Here is a 21096-nt window from a genome sequence, read left to right as displayed (position 1 = left end):
TATTCTGTTAATTTATTTACTAAGTATCTTCACTAATTTTAAAATTAAAATCATTGAATTTATATGAATAGTTTAAATATAAGTCTCCTTATTTCTCCTTAGTTTCCATTAATATTTAGGAAACCTGTAGGATTGATAATTTTGTGAGATGTAAAGATTCAAAACTCGTAGAAAGATTTATTATAAGACTGTAGTATAAAGAGAAACCTATTAAATTATAAAATATATGTCCTTGGTAATTAAAATTGTTATTTCTTTTTCCATATAAAAAATCTTCAAGTGAGCCATCTATAAACTCACTTGAAGATTTTTATTTATGTTCAATTAGTCTTGAAATTTCTTAAATACTAATACAGCGTTATGTCCACCGAAGCCTAAACTATTACTCATAGCGTAAGTAATATCTAAGTCTTCAGCTTTATTAGGAACGAAATCTAAATCGCATTCTTCATCTGGTGTGATCGCGTGAATGGTAGGTGCGACTTTAGAGTCTCTAATTGATAGTGCTGAGAAGATGGCTTCAATACCACCTGTTGCACCTAATAAGTGACCGGTCATTGATTTTGTTGAACTTACTTTTAGAGATTTTGCAGCTTCTCCAAATGTATTTTGGATAGCTTTAACTTCATATAAATCGCCTACAGGCGTACTCGTACCATGCGCGTTTAAGTATTGAACGTCTTTTGCTTCAATACCTGCATCGTCTAAGGCAGCTTGCATAGCTCTTGAACCGCCTTCACCTTCTGGAGCTGGTGCTGTGATATGATATGCATCTCCAGTAGAACCATAACCAACGATTTCAGCATAAATTTCAGCTCCACGCGCTTTAGCAGAATCTAATGATTCTATAACCACGATACCTGCACCTTCACCCATGACAAAACCATCACGGCCTTCTTGGAATGGGCGACAAGCTGTTTCTTTATCATCATTTGTAGATAAAGCTCGACTTGCGCTAAACCCAGCAATTGCCATGTGAGTAATTGGAGCTTCAGTACCACCTGTAATCATCGCATCAGCGTCACCACGTTGGATGATTTTAAATGCTTCACCAATTGAATTTGTACCAGTTGCACAAGCTGTAACCGTAGCACCATTCGGACCTTTAGCACCTAAGTCTATTGAAACTTGTCCAGTAGCCATGTCAGGAATTAACATTGGTACAAAGAACGGGCTTACGCGACGTGGTCCTTTTTCAACGAGTGTAGTATGCGCAGTTTCAAATGTTTCCATGCCACCAATACCTGAACCAATCCAAACACCAATTCTATTAGCTGTTTGATCAATGATATCTAACTTCGCATCTTGTACCGCTTCTCTCGCAGCAACAACGGCATATTGCGTGAAACGATCCATACGACGTGCTTCTTTTTTATCAATATGATCTTCAATATTAAAGTCCTTTAGCTCACCTGCAAGATGAACATTATATTTTTCGGTATCTAAACGTGTAATTTTATCGATACCATTTACTCCTTTTAATGCGTTTGCCCATGTTGTTTTAGCATCGTTACCGATTGGAGATAAGGCTCCGATACCCGTTATAACAACTCTATTATTTTTACTCATACGTTATCCTCCTATTTTCCCCATTTGATAACGATTGCGCCCCATGTTAAGCCTCCGCCGAAGCCAACTAAGACTAAAGTATCGTCATCTTTAATTTTTCCGTTTTGTAACTCTTGATTGATACTTAAAGGTATAGAAGCAGCTGATGTATTACCATATTTATTCACCGAAACACTCATTTTCTCTTTTTCTATACCCAATCTTTCTCTCGCAGATTCCATAATGCGAATATTTGCTTGATGAGGGATAAATAAATCAATGTCATCTGACGTTAAACCTGCTTTATCTACTACACGTGTTGATGCATCACCCATGATTCTTACAGCAAATTTAAATACTTCTCTGCCATTCATTTTTAATTTACCAGTTTCTTTGTCTAAATATAAATATTTTCCACCGCTACCATCAGAACCCATTTCATAACTGATGATTCCACGGCCTTCAGAAACTTCACCCATCACTACTGCACCAGCACCATCACCAAATAAGACAGCAGTTGAACGGTCAGTTAAATCCGTTATTTTGGATAGTTTGTCAGCACCTACAACTAATATATTTTTATAATCACCAGATTGAATATATTGTTTAGCAGTAATCATTGAATACATAAATCCAGAACAAGCAGCAAGTTGATCCATAGTTGCTACTTTGCCAGTTCCTAAACGTTCTTGTAGTATATTAGCTACGCTTGGAAACGGCATATCGCCTGTTGCAGTTGCTACAATAATCATGTCTATATCTTCTGGTTGAATACCAGCATCTTCAATTGCTTTTACACTCGCATTGTACGCTAAGTCAGATGTGTCTTGATCTTCATCTGCCCAGTGTCTTTCTTTAATACCAGTCATTTTAGAAATCCATTCATCTGAAGTTTCTAAAAATTGTTCAAAATAGGCATTGTCTACAATGTTTTCCGGAGCATAAGCACCGAAACCTTTAATACCCACGTTCATGGTCGTACACCTTCTTAAATAAATTTTTAATACCAGGTATTAATTTAACACATTTTTGTTTTCAAACTCAAGTAGATTCATTTTTATACCTCTTTTCAAAAGTAGCATTTCAGGCATATCTATGACCTCAAAACCTTTAAATAGCTTAAGTGATTAATAACAACAATTTGCTCATAATAATTGTATGATATCCTTAATCCTAAAAAGGTTAAAATTATAGGACTTAATCCTTGATTACTACTATACAAACTTAAATATTTCACTTAAAATAGAGTTATCGATTTTATAAGCGGAGGTTATAGGCAATGAAATACCTCATGACATTTATTTGGGCAGTATTATTGCTTGAAATGGTTAACTTCGTATTGAATAGCCTTAACAGTGGTCCAGCGCTTAATGTAATTAATCCAATCATTATGGCTGTTGTATTCACAATTTTTATCGCTATTTTAGGTGCGGTTATGAAACCAAGCAAAGGTTCAGATCAATACGATTCATAGTAATATTTATAAAAAGACGAGATACGATGACTTAATTGTTCATACGTATTCTCGTCTTTTTTTTACCAAAATGAAGTTTTATTATTGTTTATGAGGAAGATGCCCTATCCCTTAAACTTTTCTACCTACTAAATTAATTTTTGCTTTATCTAATAATTTAGAATCAACTTGATGTAATAATTCATTTAAATAGAAAGTATTTTTTAAATTAAGCTTTTCACTTAAAGCATAAACTACAAGTTCATAGTAATGATCTTTGTCTGGAGGCGTAGGCCCTACATAATGATTTTCAATATCTGAAAAGTCTTCAGCTAATAAACCTGTTGCAAAGCTGTTCTTACCTTGTACAAAGTCACCTTTAATTCTAGAAAGGTCTTCAACAATATCTATTGTATCGCTATTTACACTCACGTTAGCAACTGCCCAATGAATCCATGGGAAGCCACATACTGGAATAGCGTCATAATCTATTAATGTCCAAGCAAGATATTTTGTACCGAATGGTAAATCTTCTACAGTAAATGGAAAAGATTTAATTGGGTTATTATGTATTAGTTGAGTATGTTGTGCACCTGCAGCATAGTCATAAGGTATAATGTTGTTGTTAAAATTAGTGTTGATTTTCATGTTGTTTTCTCCTTAGTAATAAAATTATTATTATATAAATGATATAAAGCATCAATATATACAACAGAACTTATTGAATGGATCCGAGAGAATATAAATAACCACCTAATATAAAAAAAGATGTATTTATAATGAAGTATAAGTTTTCAGCATTATTTAAAACTTGCTTTAAATAAGAAGTATTTGATATTCCTTTTATAGTTTGAGGTCGGGTTAATCCTGAAGATATACCTAAAAATACCATACTTATTAAAATTAATTTTATTTGACCAGTAAAAAAATAACACTAAAAACGCTAATAAAGATATCTCCGAAAGATATTTAAAGTTTAAATATTCTATTAAATATTTAGAAGCTAAGTACCCAGATATAGTATAGCAAGATAATATATAAACGATTTCAACTTATTAATTAATAAATCAGAACATATTGTTCCTCCTGACTCATATACTTATATTTATTATAGAAAGAAAACCAAATATTTGGAGAATTATATTGATACATTTAAATCATTTATAAAGAAAGAGCAACTTTAAAAAATAAATCCAAGAAAGTGACTTGCACACACTTTCTTGGATCTTTGTTTGATTCATTCTATTTAATTAAATTCTTTCTGGTTTTTCAATGTCAAATTGTAATTCATTGTCAGAATTTAAATCTACTTTAATTGTTGTACCTTCAAGTAGGCTTTCTTTAATCATCATGCGGGCAAGTGGTGTTTCAATTTGTCTTTGAACGAAACGTTTTAATGGTCTTGCACCGAATTGTGGTTCATAAGCTTCTTCACCTAACCATTTTTTTGCTTCATCAGATACTTTAATTGTAATACGTTGGTCCATTAAACGAATATTTAATTGAGTTAAGATTTTATCGACAATCATACTCATATCACTAACTGATAATGGTTTAAATAATACAATATCATCCATACGGTTTAAGATTTCAGGTTTGAAATAAGCATGTAAACTATCCATTACCGCTTTCTCAGTACTTTCGCTAATTTCTCCAGCGTCTTTAACGTTTTCAAGTAAAACTTGTGATCCAATATTACTTGTCATGATGATAATTGTATTTTTGAAATCAACACTGCGTCCTTTAGAGTCAGTAAGTCGACCTTCATCTAATATTTGAAGTAGCACATTGAAGACATCGCTGTGCGCTTTTTCTACTTCATCTAATAAAATAACTGAATAAGGATTTCGTCTAACTGCTTCAGTTAATTGTCCGCCTTCATCATGACCAACATAGCCTGGAGGGGCACCAATCAAACGAGAGACTGCATGTTTTTCCATATATTCACTTATATCAATTCGAATCATGTGTTTTTCAGAATCAAATAGTGAAGCAGCAAGTGATTTAGCTAATTCAGTTTTACCTACACCTGTTGGTCCTAAGAATAAGAAGCTACCAATAGGTCTATTTGGATCTTTGATACCTGCACGTGCTCTAACTACTGCATCAGAAACCAAGTCTACTGCTTTGTCTTGGCCAACGACACGTTCGTGCAAGATGTCACTTAAGCTAAGAAGTTTTTCACGTTCAGTTTCTACAAGTTTAGATACTGGAATACCTGTCCATTGGCTTACAATATCTCCAATTTCTTCATCTGATACAACTTCACGAATCATTCTTTCGCTATCCTCACCTGTCTCGTCTTGGTAAGCCTCTTCGAATTCTTTTAATTCTTTTTCTAATTGAGGAATTGTACCATATTGTAGTTCGGCAGCTTTTTCAAGATCACCTTTAGTTTGAGCATCTTCTAAAGCTTGTCGGCTACGGTCTAATTCAGCACGTTTTTCTTGTACTTTAGCAATTTTTTCTTTTTCTTGTTCTACTCGAGATTGTAAAGATGCTTGTTTTTCTTTTTCATTAGATAACTCTTCTTGCAATTCCTCTAAACGATGTTTACTTGCATTGTCTGATTCGTTTTTTAAAGCACTTTCTTCAATTTCTAATTGCATTACACGACGGTTGACTTGGTCTAATTCAGTTGGGTTAGATCCCATTTCAGTACGAATTGTAGCGCAAGCTTGATCGACTAAGTCAATTGCTTTATCAGGTAAGAATCTATCAGTTATATATCTATCGGATAATTCTGCAGCTGCAACTAAAGCGCGGTCTTGAATACGCACACCATGATAAACTTCATAGCGTTCTTTCAAACCACGTAAAATGGATATAGTATCTTCTACATCAGGTTCACTCACACCAACTTTTTGGAATCGACGTTCTAAAGCGGAATCTTTCTCAATATATTCTCGATACTCATTAAGTGTAGTTGCTCCAATACAATGCAATTCACCACGTGCTAACATTGGTTTAAGCATATTTCCAGCGTCCATTGCGCCATCAGTTTTACCAGCGCCTACTAACATGTGAATTTCGTCAATAAAGAGAATAATTCGACCTTCTGATTCTTTTACTTCTTTAAGCACAGCTTTAAGTCGTTCTTCGAATTCCCCTCTATATTTCGCTCCAGCTACTAAGGCACTTAAATCTAATTCGAAAATGGTTTTATCTAACAATGATTCAGGAACGTCTTTTTTAACTATACGTTGTGCTAGACCTTCAACTATAGCTGTTTTACCTACACCGGGCTCACCAATAAGTACGGGATTGTTTTTAGTTTTACGACTTAAAATACGGATAGAGTTACGTATTTCTTCATCTCTACCAATAACAGGATCCATTTTTCCTTGGCGAACTTCTTCTACTAAGTCGCGACCATATTTTTCTAAAGCTTCGTAATTTACTTCAGGATTTTGAGATGTCACATGATTTCCTCCTCTAATTTTAGTAATGATTTCTTTAATAACTTCAGTTTTATTTCCGACATATTGTTGAGTCGTTTCATCAATATCCATTGCAGCACGCAATAAATGTTCCATAGAAATAAATTCATCATCATATTCTTTCATATAAGTTTCAGCTTTATTTAGTAAATCATTCGATCTCTGACTTATATACTGACCATATTGAACATTATCGCCTTGTACTGTTGGATAATTTTTTAATTTATTTTCATACGCTTTCGTTAATTGATCAACATCAATATTCGCTCTTTCTAATACACTTTTAAACAAACTTTCATTTTCTTCTAAAGCAGCTTTTAATAAAGCTTCGATTTCAATATTTTGTAATTCATATTCTTTGCTTGCTTCAACGGCTTTTTGTAAAGCTCCTTGAACAGCATACGTCATTTGATTAATATCCAATTGTTATCACCTCTATTATTTAGAGTAGGTCAAAATTAATTTTTGACTTTGACTTTCTTTGACCTTAATTACATTATAGACCTTCTTCACTTTTAATTCAATGATTTACACTTACTTTTTGACCTTTTTATTTTTTCTTGAAGTAGATATTTATATCTATCACTCTCATTTTTACCACAAAAAGAAACTAGCCTAACGTAATTTATACGTCAAACTAGTTCCTTATTTTAAGCTATTTCTTTTTCATATTTTTTAGAATTTCATCAGTGAGTGCTTCAACACCACTATTTTCAAGGTGAATACCATCAGGAGCAAAATACTCTGTATGCCCCTCTGACCGTTGATACCAATCAACAAGTTTTACATTTTTATGTTTTTTAGCAGCATTAGCCATTAATTCATTTACATGGCCTTCATATGAACGAGGTACTCTAGTATTCACGAGATACACTTGAGCTTTACCAAATTTTTCGATTAAATTATCAAGTTGATCTTCAGTAAAATCACCATTTGTACCTAATTCAAGGACAACTTGATCTGAAGGCTGATTATAATGTTTATAATTACTATCTACTAAAGGTAATGCTTGATATAAATTTCTTCCTACTCTACCGTCAATATTTGCTTTAGGAACTCTAGATTTAAATTGCTCACCTATATCTACCATGACCGAGTCACCAATTAGCAATGGTTTAATATTAGAATATACTTCATCCTCTTTACCCTCTTCAGTTCTTCCGTCAGCAGTAAGTTTAATGTCATCGATAGGTAACATACGGATAAGATATTTATCATTTTCGCTAGTGTTAAATGTTTGCGCTTTATCATTAATGTTATCTTTACCTAATTTATCAAACGCACCTGCAAGTATTAAAATAAGTGGCAAAGCTAATACAATAGTAATAATTGTTCTAATAAACTGAGGCTTGAAACGTTTGTTTATAGCAAATGCTTTGAAACCTTGCTTTCTAAATGGTGTTTCGACGTATCGATAAGATAACTCAGCTAACGCTATCGTTAAAATGATATCAAGTAGATAGACATATATTGGTATTTGACCATCTATATAGTGACTATGGATAAAACTAATCACTGCAAAATGCCATAAATACAAGCTATATGAACGTTTGCCTATATAAACAAAAACTGGATTACCTAATACTTTAGAAACTAAAGTTGCAGGATGGACTACACTTGCTATAATAAGCAAGGTCATCGTTGAAATAATATAAAATCCACCGTTATAAATCCAATCACTATCATCTTTAACGGTAAGGAATAGAATGAATAAAAATATTAACCCGACTATTCCAGCAGTATCAATTGTTGCTCTTAATGCTTTAGGTGGTTGAGTCTTGAGTTTAAATGGTGGCCACATAAATGCAAGAAGTACACCTAATAAAAGCGTTTGTAATCTGGTATCTGTACCAAAATAGACACGTGAGTGATTCATATGTGGCTGTGAGATAATTACCATCAATAAAAGTGATACTAATGATATAATCCAAAATATTACTGCCACATTTCTATATTTCTTAATCGTAAGCAATAATAATATCAATATCGCAGGAAAGAACAAATAGAATTGTTCTTCAATAGCCAGTGACCACAGATGTTTTAATGGCATAAATGAAAATTGTTCAAAGTAATTAACATCTTTAGCAATATACCACCAGTTTGAAACATAGAATATCGCTGCAACAATATCATGTTTAACTCTTACAATATTATCCGGTTCAAGTATCAGTGTTGAAAGTCCAACAACAATTAGCAATGCTAAAACTGCGGGTAACAATCTCTTTATACGTCTAATCCAGAAATTTTTGAGATTAATTATTCCAGTTTCTTCGTATTCTTTTAATAATAAACTAGTAATTAAATAACCAGAAATTACGAAGAATGTATCCACTCCTAAAAAACCGCCAGTAAGCCATTTTTTATTTAAGTGATATATTATAATTCCAATAACAGCAATTGCTCGCAAACCATCAAGTCCAGGCATATAACGCATTTTTTTACCGCGTTGATGACCTTTCTTTAATTCTTTTTCCATTGTTAACATTCATTCCCTATAAGTAGTTAATTCGTTAGACAGTTAAATTGAGTTTTTTATAATTTCCCATGATAAAACAAATGCTTTTCAGTTCATCTAATACACTTCTTATTCAATTTTCCATACATATTAAATATTGAAAATTACTGTTTCATTCTTATTAACTTAATAAATTTATGTCAAATACCTCACATTTTCATTAAACATGCACTATATAACGCGCAAATCTAAACACTTTTATGCAAGAATTTTCATTTCCCGAAATGTAGTAAGTCTTATGTATTGTAATATATTTGTAACATTAATTCAATTTAAATAGTAATGTCAATTTATTAAAAATTTCTTAACTCACTTTAATCTTAAATAGCGCTATAATAAAAAATTTTATATGTTTAAACAAAAAAGAATAGCTACACATATTTTAAAAGTAAAAATGTGTAACTATTCCTAGTCATTTATTAGTTATCCAACACCGAGAGCAATCTTAGCATAACGAGACATCATGTCTTTATTCCAAGGCGGATTCCAAACAATGTTTACTTCTGTATCAGAAATCTCAGGAATTTCTGCTAATACACCTTTAATTTGTTCAATAATTTGTGGTCCTAAAGGACAGCCCATAGAAGTTAAAGTCATTTCAACTGTGCATAGACCTTCATCGTCTACATCAACTTTATATACTAAACCTAAATTGACAATATCAATGCCTAATTCAGGGTCGATTACCATTTCAAGAGCCCCTAGGATACTATCTTTTAATGCTTCCTCCATTAGTATCACCTCTTTAAAATTATCTTTATACTAATATATCAAATATCCGACAAAACGCCAATAAAATGCTATGATACTGTTACATGAACAATTGATACACAAGGAGTCTTATATGCAACCTTATTTAATTTGTCTAGATTTAGATGGAACATTATTAAATGACAACAAAGAAATCTCATCCTATACAAAACAAGTTTTAACTGAACTACAACAACGTGGCCATCATATTATGATTGCTACTGGTCGTCCATATAGAGCAAGTCAAATCTATTATCATGAATTAAATATGAATACACCGGTTGTCAATTTCAATGGCGCTTACGTCCATCATCCTAAAGCTAACGATTTTACTACAATACATGAAGTTTTAGATGTAGAAATTTCAAAAAATATAATAACTGCCCTTCAACAATCTCATGTTACAAATATCATAGCTGAAGTAAAAGATTATGTATTCATTAATAATCATGATCCACGCCTATTTGAAGGATTTTCAATGGGGAATCCTAAAATACAAACAGGTAATTTATTAGAGCAACTAACAGAACCTCCAACTTCTTTACTTGTTGAAGCAGAAGAAGATAATATTCCTAAAATAAAGGATATGTTAACTCATTTTTACGCTGAGAATATTGAACATCGTCGTTGGGGTGCACCATTTCCTGTTATAGAAATCGTTAAACGTGGTATTAATAAAGCACGAGGCATCAAATGCGTTAAACAGTATCTTAATGTCGCAGATGAACGAGTGATTGCTTTCGGTGATGAAGATAATGATATAGAAATGATTAAATATGCATCACATGGTATTGCAATGAATAACGGTTTACAGGAATTAAAAGATGTCGCAAATGATACGACATATAGTAATAACGAAGATGGTATAGGTCGCTATTTAAATGAGTTCTTTGATTTGAATATTCGTTATTATTAATAAAGATAAGTATTAAAGGGGATGACATGGATGATGTATCCCTTTTTATTTTTTAATTTTTTATAAAAGGAGTTCACAATTTGAATAAAATAATCATTATTGGTGCTGTTGCAGGCGGTGCAACTTGCGCTAGTCAGATTCGTCGTTTAGATAAAGAAAGCGAGATTATTGTATTTGAGAAAGATAGAGATATGAGCTTTGCTAACTGTGCCCTACCTTATTATATTGGTCAGCTTGTTACTGAAAGGGAAAAAGTATTAGCTTATACACCAGAATCATTTTATGATAAAAAGCAAATTAAAGTTAAAACCTATCATGAAGTAACTGAAATTAATGATAAGCATCAAACAGTCACTGTTGTGAATAGACAAACCGGAGAAACATTTGAAGAATCATATGACACGCTTATTTTAAGTCCTGGTGCTGGGGCTAATAATCTAGGATTTGATAGCAATATTTCATTTAATTTAAGAAATTTAGAAGATACTGATGCAATTGATCAGTTTATCTCTAATAACCATGCTAAAAACGCGTTGGTAGTCGGTGCTGGTTATATATCACTAGAAGTATTAGAGAACTTATATACCCGTGGGCTCGACGTCACATTAATTCATCGTTCAGAGCAAATTAATAAACTAATGGATCAAGATATGAATCACCCTATTATCGATGAATTAGAAAAAAGATATATCTCTTACAGATTTGACGAAGAAATCCATCAAATTAAAGGTAATGAAGTTACTTTTACATCTGGGATAACTGAAAAATACGACCTTATTATTGAAGGCGTAGGAACACATCCGCATTCGAACTTTATTAAATCTTCTAATATTCACTTAGATGATCACGGCTTCATACCAGTAAATGATAAATTTCAAACAAATATACCCAATATTTACGCTTTAGGTGATGTTATAACTTCATTTTATCGACATGTTGATTTACAAGCTCAAGTACCATTGGCATGGGGAGCACACAGAGGGGCTAGCATTATTGCAGAACAATTAGCTGGAGATAAATCAATTATATTTAAAGGGTATTTAGGATCTAATATTGTTAAATTCTTTGATTATACATTCGCAAGTGTGGGTGTTAAACCAAATGAACTTTCTCATTTTGATTATGAAATGGTAGAAGTTAAACAAGGAGCTCATGCTGGTTATTACCCAGGAAATACTCCCCTACATTTAAGAGTATATTATGACAAAACTTCACGTAAACTTTTACGCGCCGCTGCAGTTGGACAAGAAGGCGTAGATAAAAGAATTGATGTCTTGTCTATAGCAATGATGAACCATATGACAGTTGATGAATTAACAGAATTTGAAGTTGCTTATGCTCCACCATATAGTCACCCAAAAGATTTAATTAATATGATTGGTTACAAAGCTAGATAAAGCACATTTACATCGCTCATAACCTTGCTCTATCTAATAAAGTAATATTTAAAATCTATAATGTAACCAAAAGAACATAAAAAAACTGCGTACTATACAATGACGTATAGACGCAGTTTCTTGTTTTAATTACTTTAACCTAAACCAAACATTTTAGTTAATGGGCCCCATGGCAAGATGATGCCAATAGCCATTGTTATAATAATTAGCGCGATTGTAATCCAAAAGAATTTATGTCCTTCTTCTTTTTTCTTTCTTTTAGCTATGGTTACTTCCATTAAAGCAATAACCGCTAAACCACATAGCATTTTCAAAGTAAGTAACATATGGTTTCCACCATCGCCATGAGCTGCTGCGATAAATTCTTTAATTAATTCCCAGAAACCAGTAAATAATGTGAGTAACATAAATAGTCTTAATGCCATATGTAATGGTTTAAAGTAAGGTGAAGGACCTTGTATTTTTGAAAAGTTTAAATAAGTTGCGATAAATAATACTATTGCTAATACCCAACTTAAGATATGGACATGTAACATGCTTGTGTCCCCCCATATATTTATTTTCTCAACTATCATAACATATTTAGAAATTATAAATGTAGCAGCACTTTTAAATTTTATAACTCTATCATTTTGTATGTAGTTAGAAATATAAATGATGAGTTAACTCAAATCTAAAAAGCTGTCGATAAAAGTAATTTTATCGACAGCCTATCTATATACAACAAGCTTTTAAAATTTAGTAGTAATTAATTATTTTTCTGAAATGTAAGTCGTTAACGTACCAATGTTATCAATTGTAACTTTAACTTCATCACCAGGTTGCAAGAATTGTGGCGGTTCCATACCTGCTCCTACGCCTGCTGGTGTACCTGTCGCGATAATATCACCTGGATGTAGTGCTACATATTTAGAAATTTCTTCAATTAACTCATCAATTTTAAGAATCATTTGTCCAGTGTTACCATCTTGACGGATATCGTTGTTCACTTTAGTTACGATGTTAACATTTTCAGGGGTTGGTAATTCATCTTTAGTGACGATATAAGGTCCCATTGGACAGCCACCAGTTAAACTTTTAGATAAGAATGCTTGGTCATGCGCATTTTGAGCTGTGCGGTCAGTTATATCATTAATAATTGTATAACCATAGATATAATCTAAAGCTAAACCTTTAGGAATCTTCTCACCTGATTTACCAATGACAATACCAAGTTCACCTTCGTAATCTAATTGGTCTGTAATATCTTTATGATTAGGAATTGTTGATTCATCACCAGTTAAAGATGAAGCAGCTTTAGTAAATACATATAAACATTCAACTTCATGATTTAATTCGCTCGCATGATCTTGGTAATTACGCCCAAATGCAATAACATTATTTGGAGGTGTAACTGGAGGTAAAAACTCTACATCATTAAACGAAATTTTAAACTCTGTTTCTCTACCGCTATCTTCAGCAGCCACAACTGCTTTACGTACTTGTTCTTGAAAATCTAAAGTCTGGTTTTGTTGTAATCCTTGTAGTAATGTTTTGGGATGAAAATCTTCTTCACCAAATTCAGCAAAAACCATTGGTAAATCCCAAACAGCATCTTCACGTTTAACTTTTACCCCGTATGAAGTTCTCTCATTGTGTTTGAATGATAAAAATTTCATTCATAATCAACTCCTCATCTATATCTTATTACATATTATAACTATATCTAAGTTCAAATAACAAACATATAAGTAAGAAAATTAAGAAATTTCTTAATAGGATATTTGATATCAATAAATAAAAACGCTACGTCATCATAAGCCTTACACTTATGACTGACATAGCGAATATTTATTCTAACTAATTGAAACACATTTTTATTCATCTATCTTTAACATACCAAATTTAAAGAAATATAGATAACCTTGAACCGGCTGTTTGAGTATAGTTTCTAACGTATTACGGTAATACTCCATTTGGATTTGATATTTCTGTTTGAGTTGTTGACCAATCTCATCATCAGTCATCCCTTTTCGTCGATTAAATGCATCTGTTTTATAATCAACGAAATAGTATTTCCCATCCTTTTGGAAAATTAAATCAATCATACCTTGGATAATTGAAACGTCTTGATTATCTTCAGGTAATTGATCGACCATAGCTTGATTAACTACAAACGGCAATTCAGTATATACTTTGTCTGCTTGTGCAATTTGCAAATACAAGGAACTTTCAATAAATCTCATAATATCATCATATTTAATATCAGCTTTGGCATCCTCTTCAATGATATTAAGTTGAATCAGCTTATCAACATATGAATCTAGCTCTTCTCTTGTTAATCCTGATTCATTAAAAGGGAGATGTTGCATGACTGTGTGCATTAACGTACCAATTTCGTTGGCTTTACGTTTCTTATTTTCACTCAAAAATCTAGGTCGTTCATATGTTGCTACGCCGATACGGTATTGTCTAACTCTATCATAATTTGTGTTACTTTCCTCAGTTTCAAGTTGACGTTTAAGTTCAGATACAGACTGCTTTGAAGGTTTTAAAGTATCTTCTTGATAAGGGTATCTATATGCTAATTGATGGTGAATCTTAGCTTTTATGTCATCATTTCCACTGTTAATGTCGTCAATATCGTTAACTGTTCGACCTTCATTTTCAGGCGTGACCTCTTCTGTAGATACATCTTCGTAGTGATCAATTGTAATCGTTACGCGTGGTTTCACTTCAGAATTAAGTGTTTCAATATCTCGTTCGAATTTCTGATCATTAGCTAAAGATGCTGATTGATGTTTGGATAAAATACTGTAAATAAATTTAAATGAATTTTTAGCCGTCAAGCGCTCATTCACTGCAATAAGATCTGCAGATATAGGTAATTGTTCAAGTTCTGTCAATTCTTGTTCTTTTTTGACTCTACCTATTAAAATTAATTGTTCTTTAGCGCGAGTTAATGCTACATAAATAAGACGCATTTCTTCAGAAATATGCTCTTTTCTATTAATAGCGCGATAGGCTGCTGAGGATAATGATGGATAAACCATTTCTTTATCAGTATCATAATAATCCATTCCCAATCCGTATTGTTGGTTTAGAATTACAGGCTGAGTCAGGTCTTTTTCATTGTATTTTTTAGAAAGTCCTGAATAAATAACGAACGGAAACTCTAATCCTTTACTACTATGAATGGTCATCATTCTAACAACATTATCATTTGGTCCAACTATATTTTCTTCACCGAAATCTCTTCCTCTATCAATCAATTCATCAATAAATCGAATAAATTGGAATAAACCTCTAAAGCTAGAGTTCTCAAACTCGATAGCCTTATTAATTAAGCCATAAAGGTTTGCACGTCGACCTTTACCACCAATAAGACCACTAAAGTACTGTATTACGAAATGGTCGTTATAAAATTTATCTATTAGCTGATAAACAGGTTGATTTTGACTATAATCTTGATAATTTTTTATATCTTTTATAAATCTTTGTAGTTTATGAACTAAATGAGTTTTAGAATTATCATCCTCAATATAATTTTGAATCGATTGATAAAAATAAATATCGTTAGGACTAACTACTCTAATTTCTGCTAATTCATCTTCAGTAAATTGATAAATAACTGAACGCATGAGCCCTACTAAATAAATATCTTGTAAAGGATTATCAACAGTTTTTAAAAATGATAAAACAAGTTGTACTTCAGTTTGTTCAAAATATCCTTTTTTACTTTTAACATGGAAGGGAATATCACTATTTTTAAAAGCTTGTTGCAAATTACGCGCATTATCAGTATTTCTCTCAAGTATTACAATATCTTTGAATGTTGCACTTCTATATGTTCCAGTCTTCATATCAAATACTTGTTCATTTGCAATTATATCTTTTACTTGTTCTACGATGTAGTTGGCTTCTTGCTCACTTCCAGTCAATTCACTCGTTTCTTTATCCGCTTCAATTAATGCACGAAGTTGTACAGGTTTATCAGTTTGATCGTATGGTGCTCCATAATATAATTGAGCCGCATCATCATATATTATTTCTCCTACGTTATCGTCCATCATATGTTTGAATAAATAATTTGTGGTAGACAGTACCTCTTGTCTAGAACGGAAGTTTTGAGATAGGTCGATGACCATACCTGTACCTTCCCCTTCACTAGTGAACCGATTATATTTTTCAATAAATAGACTTGGATCAGCTTGTCTAAATTTATAGATTGATTGCTTAACATCACCTACCATAAATAGGTTTCCGTTGTACTCTTCACCTGTTTTAATACAAGATAAAATCTTTTCTTGAACACGGTTTGTATCTTGATACTCATCCACTAGGATTTCTTCAAAATGTTCTTGATACGTTTTTGCGATATGTGAAGGCGTACCATCATCATTAGTGAGTATTTGCAAGGCAAAATGCTCATAATCTGCAAAGTCCAATAAATTACGACTTCGTTTTTGCTTGCTAAATTCCTCTATCACATCTTTTACGATTTGAGCTAAATAGGCTACTCTGGGAGCCAATTTCTGCATATCTAACTTCAAATCTTCAGCACTTCTTGAAAAATAATCATTTTTTACGTCACTAACTAGACTTTTGTATTTATCGTAATGTTTCTTAGCGTCATCTAACGCTTCTTCCATACCTTCATTTGCTTCTTTAATCTTTTTGGTAATTGAAGGGAAACGGCTCACAAATTCATGTGAGACCAATAATTCAGAATTAATCATGTCACCTTCGATCACTTTAGAAACAAAGCGGTGTTCATCTTCCACTACCTCTAATTGCTTTTCCACATTGTCGAGCATTGAGAACAAATTAAAACTTTTTATAATCTCTTCATAAGCAGCTTTAAGAAATATCATTGCCAAATCATTAAGTAAATTCAGCAATTGATCTTGTTGGCCTTCATTTTTATAAGGTTGAGATAACTGATCTAACCATTCGAATGGATTAGGATTCGCAATACTAAAGAAGTACAAACGTTTAATAATATTTCTAAATTGGTCATCATTTCTATCTGAGGATAATTGCTCAGTTAACTCGATAAAATCTGAGTCTAAAATGTCATAATGACGTTCAAGAACATCGTCAATTGTTTGATCTAATAATAAGACATTCTCAGCTTCACTACTTGTTCTAAAATTAGGATCAATATCTAAAACATCGTAATGTTGTTGAATTAATTTTAAACAAAAACTGTGTAATGTAGAAATTTGAGCCTGATGAATTTTAACACGTTGATTTTTTAAATGTTCATTTTCAGGTTCTGCAAGAGAAGCTTCTTGAATACGTTGATCTACGCGATGCTTCATTTCACGCGCACTTAAATTTGTAAATGTTACAACTAGTAAACGATCAACGTCCATATTATCTCGGAGAATACGTTGAATAATACGTTCAACTAATACGGCAGTTTTACCTGAACCAGCGGCAGCAGCGACGAGTACATCTTGACCTTTAGCGTATATACTACGCCACTGTGCGTCAGTCCAAATTACGTCATTAGGTTTAGTTGGTATCATCACTGGTCACCACCTTCGTCAATCATATTTTGGATTAATTCTATAGGTTTAATAGACTCGTCTACAGTTCTATAGCGTTTACTATCTATCATACTATCCACATGGCATACTGACTGATAACTACAGAATTGACATGGTAAAGTATTTTTATATTTTAAAGGGGCTACCTCTGTATGGCCATCCATAATGTGAGTAGCCGTATCGATAAAGTTATTTTTGTTGTGCTGAATAAATTGACGAATAACGTTTTCATTCGCTACACGACTCGTATTCTTACTTATGGCACCTTTAGTAGTTAAACCAATTGGGGCGATATCTGAATTAAAGCTTGGTTCCAAACGCTTATCTAAAGCATCTATTACTTCCTCATCACTATTTACAAGACCACTCATTTTGAAACTTTTAATTAGTTCTTTATTTAATTTATCTTCATCAATTTTAGACCAGTTATCAAATTTAATACGTGGTTCATGAACATGGAAATAAAGTAATCCACCAGGTTTAACGATATCAGTAAGTTCTAATCTATCTTTATTTTGTAAGACGATGTCCATGTAAGTCATCATTTGCATTTGCAAACCATAGTACACCTTCGTTAAATCTAAAGTCGCACTACCAGTTGAAGATTTATAATCAATGATATTTACATAACTGTGATCGCCTTTAGTATACGTATCAATCCGATCGATTTGACCTCTTATGTTAATTGGGATTCCCTGTTTAGTATGTAGAGGTTGCGCAACTAATTCATCTTTATTTCTAGGTGATTTTCGGAATCCTGTCTCAAACCTTTGCGGTATAAATTTTGAAAAGCCTGTTTGATACTTTAATGCATTTAAAGTTGTTTCTACTATAGAACCTATTCTTCTAGATAAATACTTATAGTAGGCTGTTGAATTCAATAAGTTGAATTGAACTTTAGGCAGTATCAACTCTAATGCTTCTTCAGTTAGCGCTCTAATCTTCTTACGATCTAAGTTTTTAAAGTCACCTTCTACACGGTCAGAAATATGTTTGAGCACTGAATGGAATATATCTCCTAAATCAAAGTTTTGTAATTCATATTTCGAACGTTCATTTAACCTTAAACCATGGGAGGCATAATGCTTAAATGGACATTGTTGATAGCCTTCAAAACGTGACACACTTGCATTAATAGTCGTTCCATACAATTGCTTTGTGAGTGTCTCATTTAATTGTACTGTTTCATTATCATAAGTAAGAGAAGTGATAAGATAATCCAATCCATCATTTAATTGCTCATCATCTCGAATCACTTGGTATGCATCTAGCCATCTTATATCCACGTCCTCATGGTCTAACCATGTACGCAATGCATCAAATAATTCAATTTCAGTTTGATGCACATGTTGCATAAGACTTATTGGTTGTTCTTCATGTTCTTGTTGAATATTAACTATATCTAAATGATGATATAAATCTTTAATTTGTGATAAAAATGGACTTATTTCTTTTTCATCGCCTGAATTTCCCATCAAACTATATGAAAAAGTTACTTTTTCTCGTGCGCGTGTCATAGCAATATAACAAACAAATGCTTCATCCATTTGTAAAATATCTGATGTCGGACTTAGTTCAATTTGTGCATTTTGTTCAAGATATTTCTTTTCTTCATCTGTAATCAAGCTAGATGAAGATACCGGTTGAGGTAATGAACCATCATTCATACCTACCATGTATATATGTCGTTTATTATCGACCTTAGCCAAATCCATTGTACCGATACTTACCTGATCTAAGGTCTGTGGTATCATTACAAATTCTAGTTGCTCTAATCCTATATCAAACACTTCAAGAAATTGTTTCAAAGTCATCTCTTGAGTATCAAAAACTGTTACCAAATCATCTAAAATTTGAATAAATCCGTTCCAAATTTGATCGATTTCCTCCGCTTGTTGATGCTTACCTTCTACATCTAACTCATCTCTCTCAGTCATGAGTTGGTTTGGCAGCTCAAAATATTCCATACTTTCGTAAAAAGCAGTCGCGAAATCTCTCACAGTGGTAGCGTCACTCATCGCTTTTTCAAAGTAAAGAACTTTATCAATGACGTTATTCTTTAAACGAACTACCTCTTCGTAAGTTTCTTTTTCTTGAGGGGTTAGAGCATGAGATTTACGTCCCATTTTATTAAATTGGTCAACATGAAATACTTCCTCATCCAACCAACGTTTACCATATACACCGCGCTCTAATGCGAAATTCTCCAATAAATCTATTAAGTAGCTACTATTCTTAAATTGTGAAGTTAGTACATTTGTTTTAAATAAACGCAACATTGCGTTAATATTCCAATTTGACTGTATGACCTCTATTAAAGAACGAATCATTTCCATAATTGGATGGTGTGACATTGACCTTTTTGTATCGATATTAAAGGGAATGTCGTATAAAGAAAAAATAGATTCGAATAAATATGCATATGATTCGTCACGATATAAGATAGCAATGTCTTGAAATCTCAAATGATGATCACGAACATCTCTAATAATTCGTCTTGCTAATTCATTTACTTCTTCACGCATATTTGAAGATTCAAGTATTTCCACATAATTTGAATGAGATTGAGGTGTCATTTGCAAAGCATCAAAATCACTTTCTAAATGTTTGAGATCATCATTTTCAAATCGAAACTTTTGTTTAAATAAGGTTTTATTTAAGTGAATATTTAATTGATTCGCAATGTCTTCAAGATGTGTTAAAACTTCTGATGGCTTTCTAAATAGACTGAATGGGTCTTGATTACCATCTGTTGTTAGTAGAACTGTGACACTCTTAGCATGTTGTACTAAAGCTTCAATAATCCTATATTCAAGTGTTGAGAAGTTGTAGAAACCATCGATAAATATTTCTGCCCGTTTGAGCCACTCAGATTTAGACATTTGGTCAATAAAACGCTCTAAACTATCCTCAGTAGTTATAAATTCACCGCTCATGCGAGATTCTAATTCTTTATAAATTAGAGTAATATCTTCTAGTTTATGTTGCGTTCTTGTTTGTAATTGATGTTCTGTAATAAATTGATCTAAATGGTCCGGTGTAACACTATATTTTTTAAAATCTTGAATCTGTTCAGCAAGTTTTTCACTAAAGCCATAATATTTAGATTGAGAACGGTATAATTTAAGTTCTGAATCATATTGTTGAACGATATGATAAATCATCATTTGCATAGCAGCTTTAGATAATTTTTGTTCTGTATATCCCCCTACTTCTTGAAAAATACGATGACTTAATCTTTCAAAGTGAAGGACTTCTGTTCTCAAACTTCCATTAAGTTCTGAAGCATTTACAAAAGCTTGTTCTAATTGAAACGTACTCTGAGTTGGAGCGATTAATACGATGGGATCGCCTAAAGGATCATGTTTCATTTCGTTCTTTATATAATTTAACATCGAAGCTGATTTGCCCGTACCAGCTCTACCGATATATGTATTTAATTCCATAACATTCCCTCACTCCTTTATCCTTTATATTATCACATCAAAGTTAGGTTCTAATATTAATAAAAAATGGAGACGTCTATAATTTTTTATTATAGAC

Annotated in this window: 13 protein-coding genes; 3 read left to right on the top strand and 10 right to left on the bottom strand. The window is 32.5% G+C overall.

Annotated features, from left to right (window positions below):
- Positions 1-324: 324 nt before the first annotated feature.
- Together fabF and CM54_RS01910 are read right to left on the bottom strand one after the other, a co-directional pair.
- Positions 325-1569: a beta-ketoacyl-ACP synthase II gene (gene fabF, locus CM54_RS01915; protein ID WP_037548589.1), complete on the bottom strand. Its 1245-nt coding sequence runs from the start codon at positions 1567-1569 to the stop codon at positions 325-327.
- Positions 1570-1580: 11 nt separating this feature from the next.
- Positions 1581-2522 (bottom strand): beta-ketoacyl-ACP synthase III, encoded by a 942-nt coding sequence (locus tag CM54_RS01910; protein WP_002433345.1) that lies wholly within the window; start codon positions 2520-2522, stop codon positions 1581-1583.
- 305 nt (positions 2523-2827) lie between these two features.
- On the opposite strand from CM54_RS01910, the gene CM54_RS01905 reads away from it, so the two are divergent.
- Positions 2828-3022 carry a YjzD family protein gene (locus CM54_RS01905; RefSeq protein ID WP_002433216.1) on the top strand — a complete coding sequence of 65 codons (195 nt, stop codon included), beginning with the start codon at positions 2828-2830 and terminating at the stop codon, positions 3020-3022.
- Positions 3023-3133: 111 nt separating this feature from the next.
- On the opposite strand, the gene CM54_RS01900 is transcribed toward CM54_RS01905, so the two are convergent.
- The 4 genes from CM54_RS01900 to CM54_RS01885 form a co-directional block, all read right to left on the bottom strand.
- On the bottom strand, positions 3134-3649 hold the full coding sequence (locus CM54_RS01900) for a YbhB/YbcL family Raf kinase inhibitor-like protein (RefSeq protein WP_037548586.1): 516 nt from the start codon (positions 3647-3649) through the stop codon (positions 3134-3136).
- 602 nt (positions 3650-4251) lie between these two features.
- Entirely contained in the window at positions 4252-6864 is a 2613-nt protein-coding gene (gene clpB, locus CM54_RS01895; RefSeq protein WP_037548585.1) for an ATP-dependent chaperone ClpB, read from the bottom strand.
- A 232-nt stretch (positions 6865-7096) separates the two neighbouring features.
- Entirely contained in the window at positions 7097-8917 is a 1821-nt protein-coding gene (locus CM54_RS01890) for an acyltransferase family protein (RefSeq protein ID WP_037548583.1), read from the bottom strand.
- Positions 8918-9379: 462 nt separating this feature from the next.
- Positions 9380-9688 carry a metal-sulfur cluster assembly factor gene (locus tag CM54_RS01885; RefSeq protein ID WP_002433201.1) on the bottom strand — a complete coding sequence of 103 codons (309 nt, stop codon included), beginning with the start codon at positions 9686-9688 and terminating at the stop codon, positions 9380-9382.
- 112 nt (positions 9689-9800) lie between these two features.
- Between CM54_RS01885 and CM54_RS01880 the strand changes: the two genes are divergently transcribed.
- Complete coding sequence (locus CM54_RS01880; RefSeq protein WP_023350596.1) at positions 9801-10622, top strand: Cof-type HAD-IIB family hydrolase; 822 nt, start codon at positions 9801-9803, stop codon at positions 10620-10622.
- An 80-nt stretch (positions 10623-10702) separates the two neighbouring features.
- On the top strand, positions 10703-12019 hold the full coding sequence (locus CM54_RS01875; protein WP_030065058.1) for a CoA-disulfide reductase: 1317 nt from the start codon (positions 10703-10705) through the stop codon (positions 12017-12019).
- A 134-nt stretch (positions 12020-12153) separates the two neighbouring features.
- On the opposite strand, the gene CM54_RS01870 is transcribed toward CM54_RS01875, so the two are convergent.
- From CM54_RS01870 to addB, 4 genes are all read right to left on the bottom strand, one after another.
- Positions 12154-12555, bottom strand: a complete 402-nt coding sequence (locus CM54_RS01870; RefSeq protein ID WP_002433419.1) for a YisL family protein — start codon at positions 12553-12555, stop codon at positions 12154-12156.
- A gap of 216 nt (positions 12556-12771) precedes the next feature.
- Complete coding sequence (locus tag CM54_RS01865; RefSeq protein ID WP_037548580.1) at positions 12772-13677, bottom strand: fumarylacetoacetate hydrolase family protein; 906 nt, start codon at positions 13675-13677, stop codon at positions 12772-12774.
- 198 nt (positions 13678-13875) lie between these two features.
- Positions 13876-17532: a helicase-exonuclease AddAB subunit AddA gene (addA, locus tag CM54_RS01860; protein WP_037548570.1), complete on the bottom strand. Its 3657-nt coding sequence runs from the start codon at positions 17530-17532 to the stop codon at positions 13876-13878.
- Positions 17532-20999, bottom strand: a complete 3468-nt coding sequence (gene addB, locus CM54_RS01855) for a helicase-exonuclease AddAB subunit AddB (RefSeq protein ID WP_037548568.1) — start codon at positions 20997-20999, stop codon at positions 17532-17534. The genes addA and addB overlap by 1 nt, the downstream gene beginning before the upstream one ends.
- Positions 21000-21096 lie beyond the last annotated feature (97 nt).

The organism is Staphylococcus sp. TE8 (genome assembly GCF_000692055.1).
GTDB classification, from domain to species: Bacteria; Bacillota; Bacilli; order Staphylococcales; family Staphylococcaceae; genus Staphylococcus; species Staphylococcus capitis.
The sequence above is the reverse complement of the archived record's forward strand: the minus strand, read 5'-3'. Positions and strand labels throughout refer to the sequence as shown.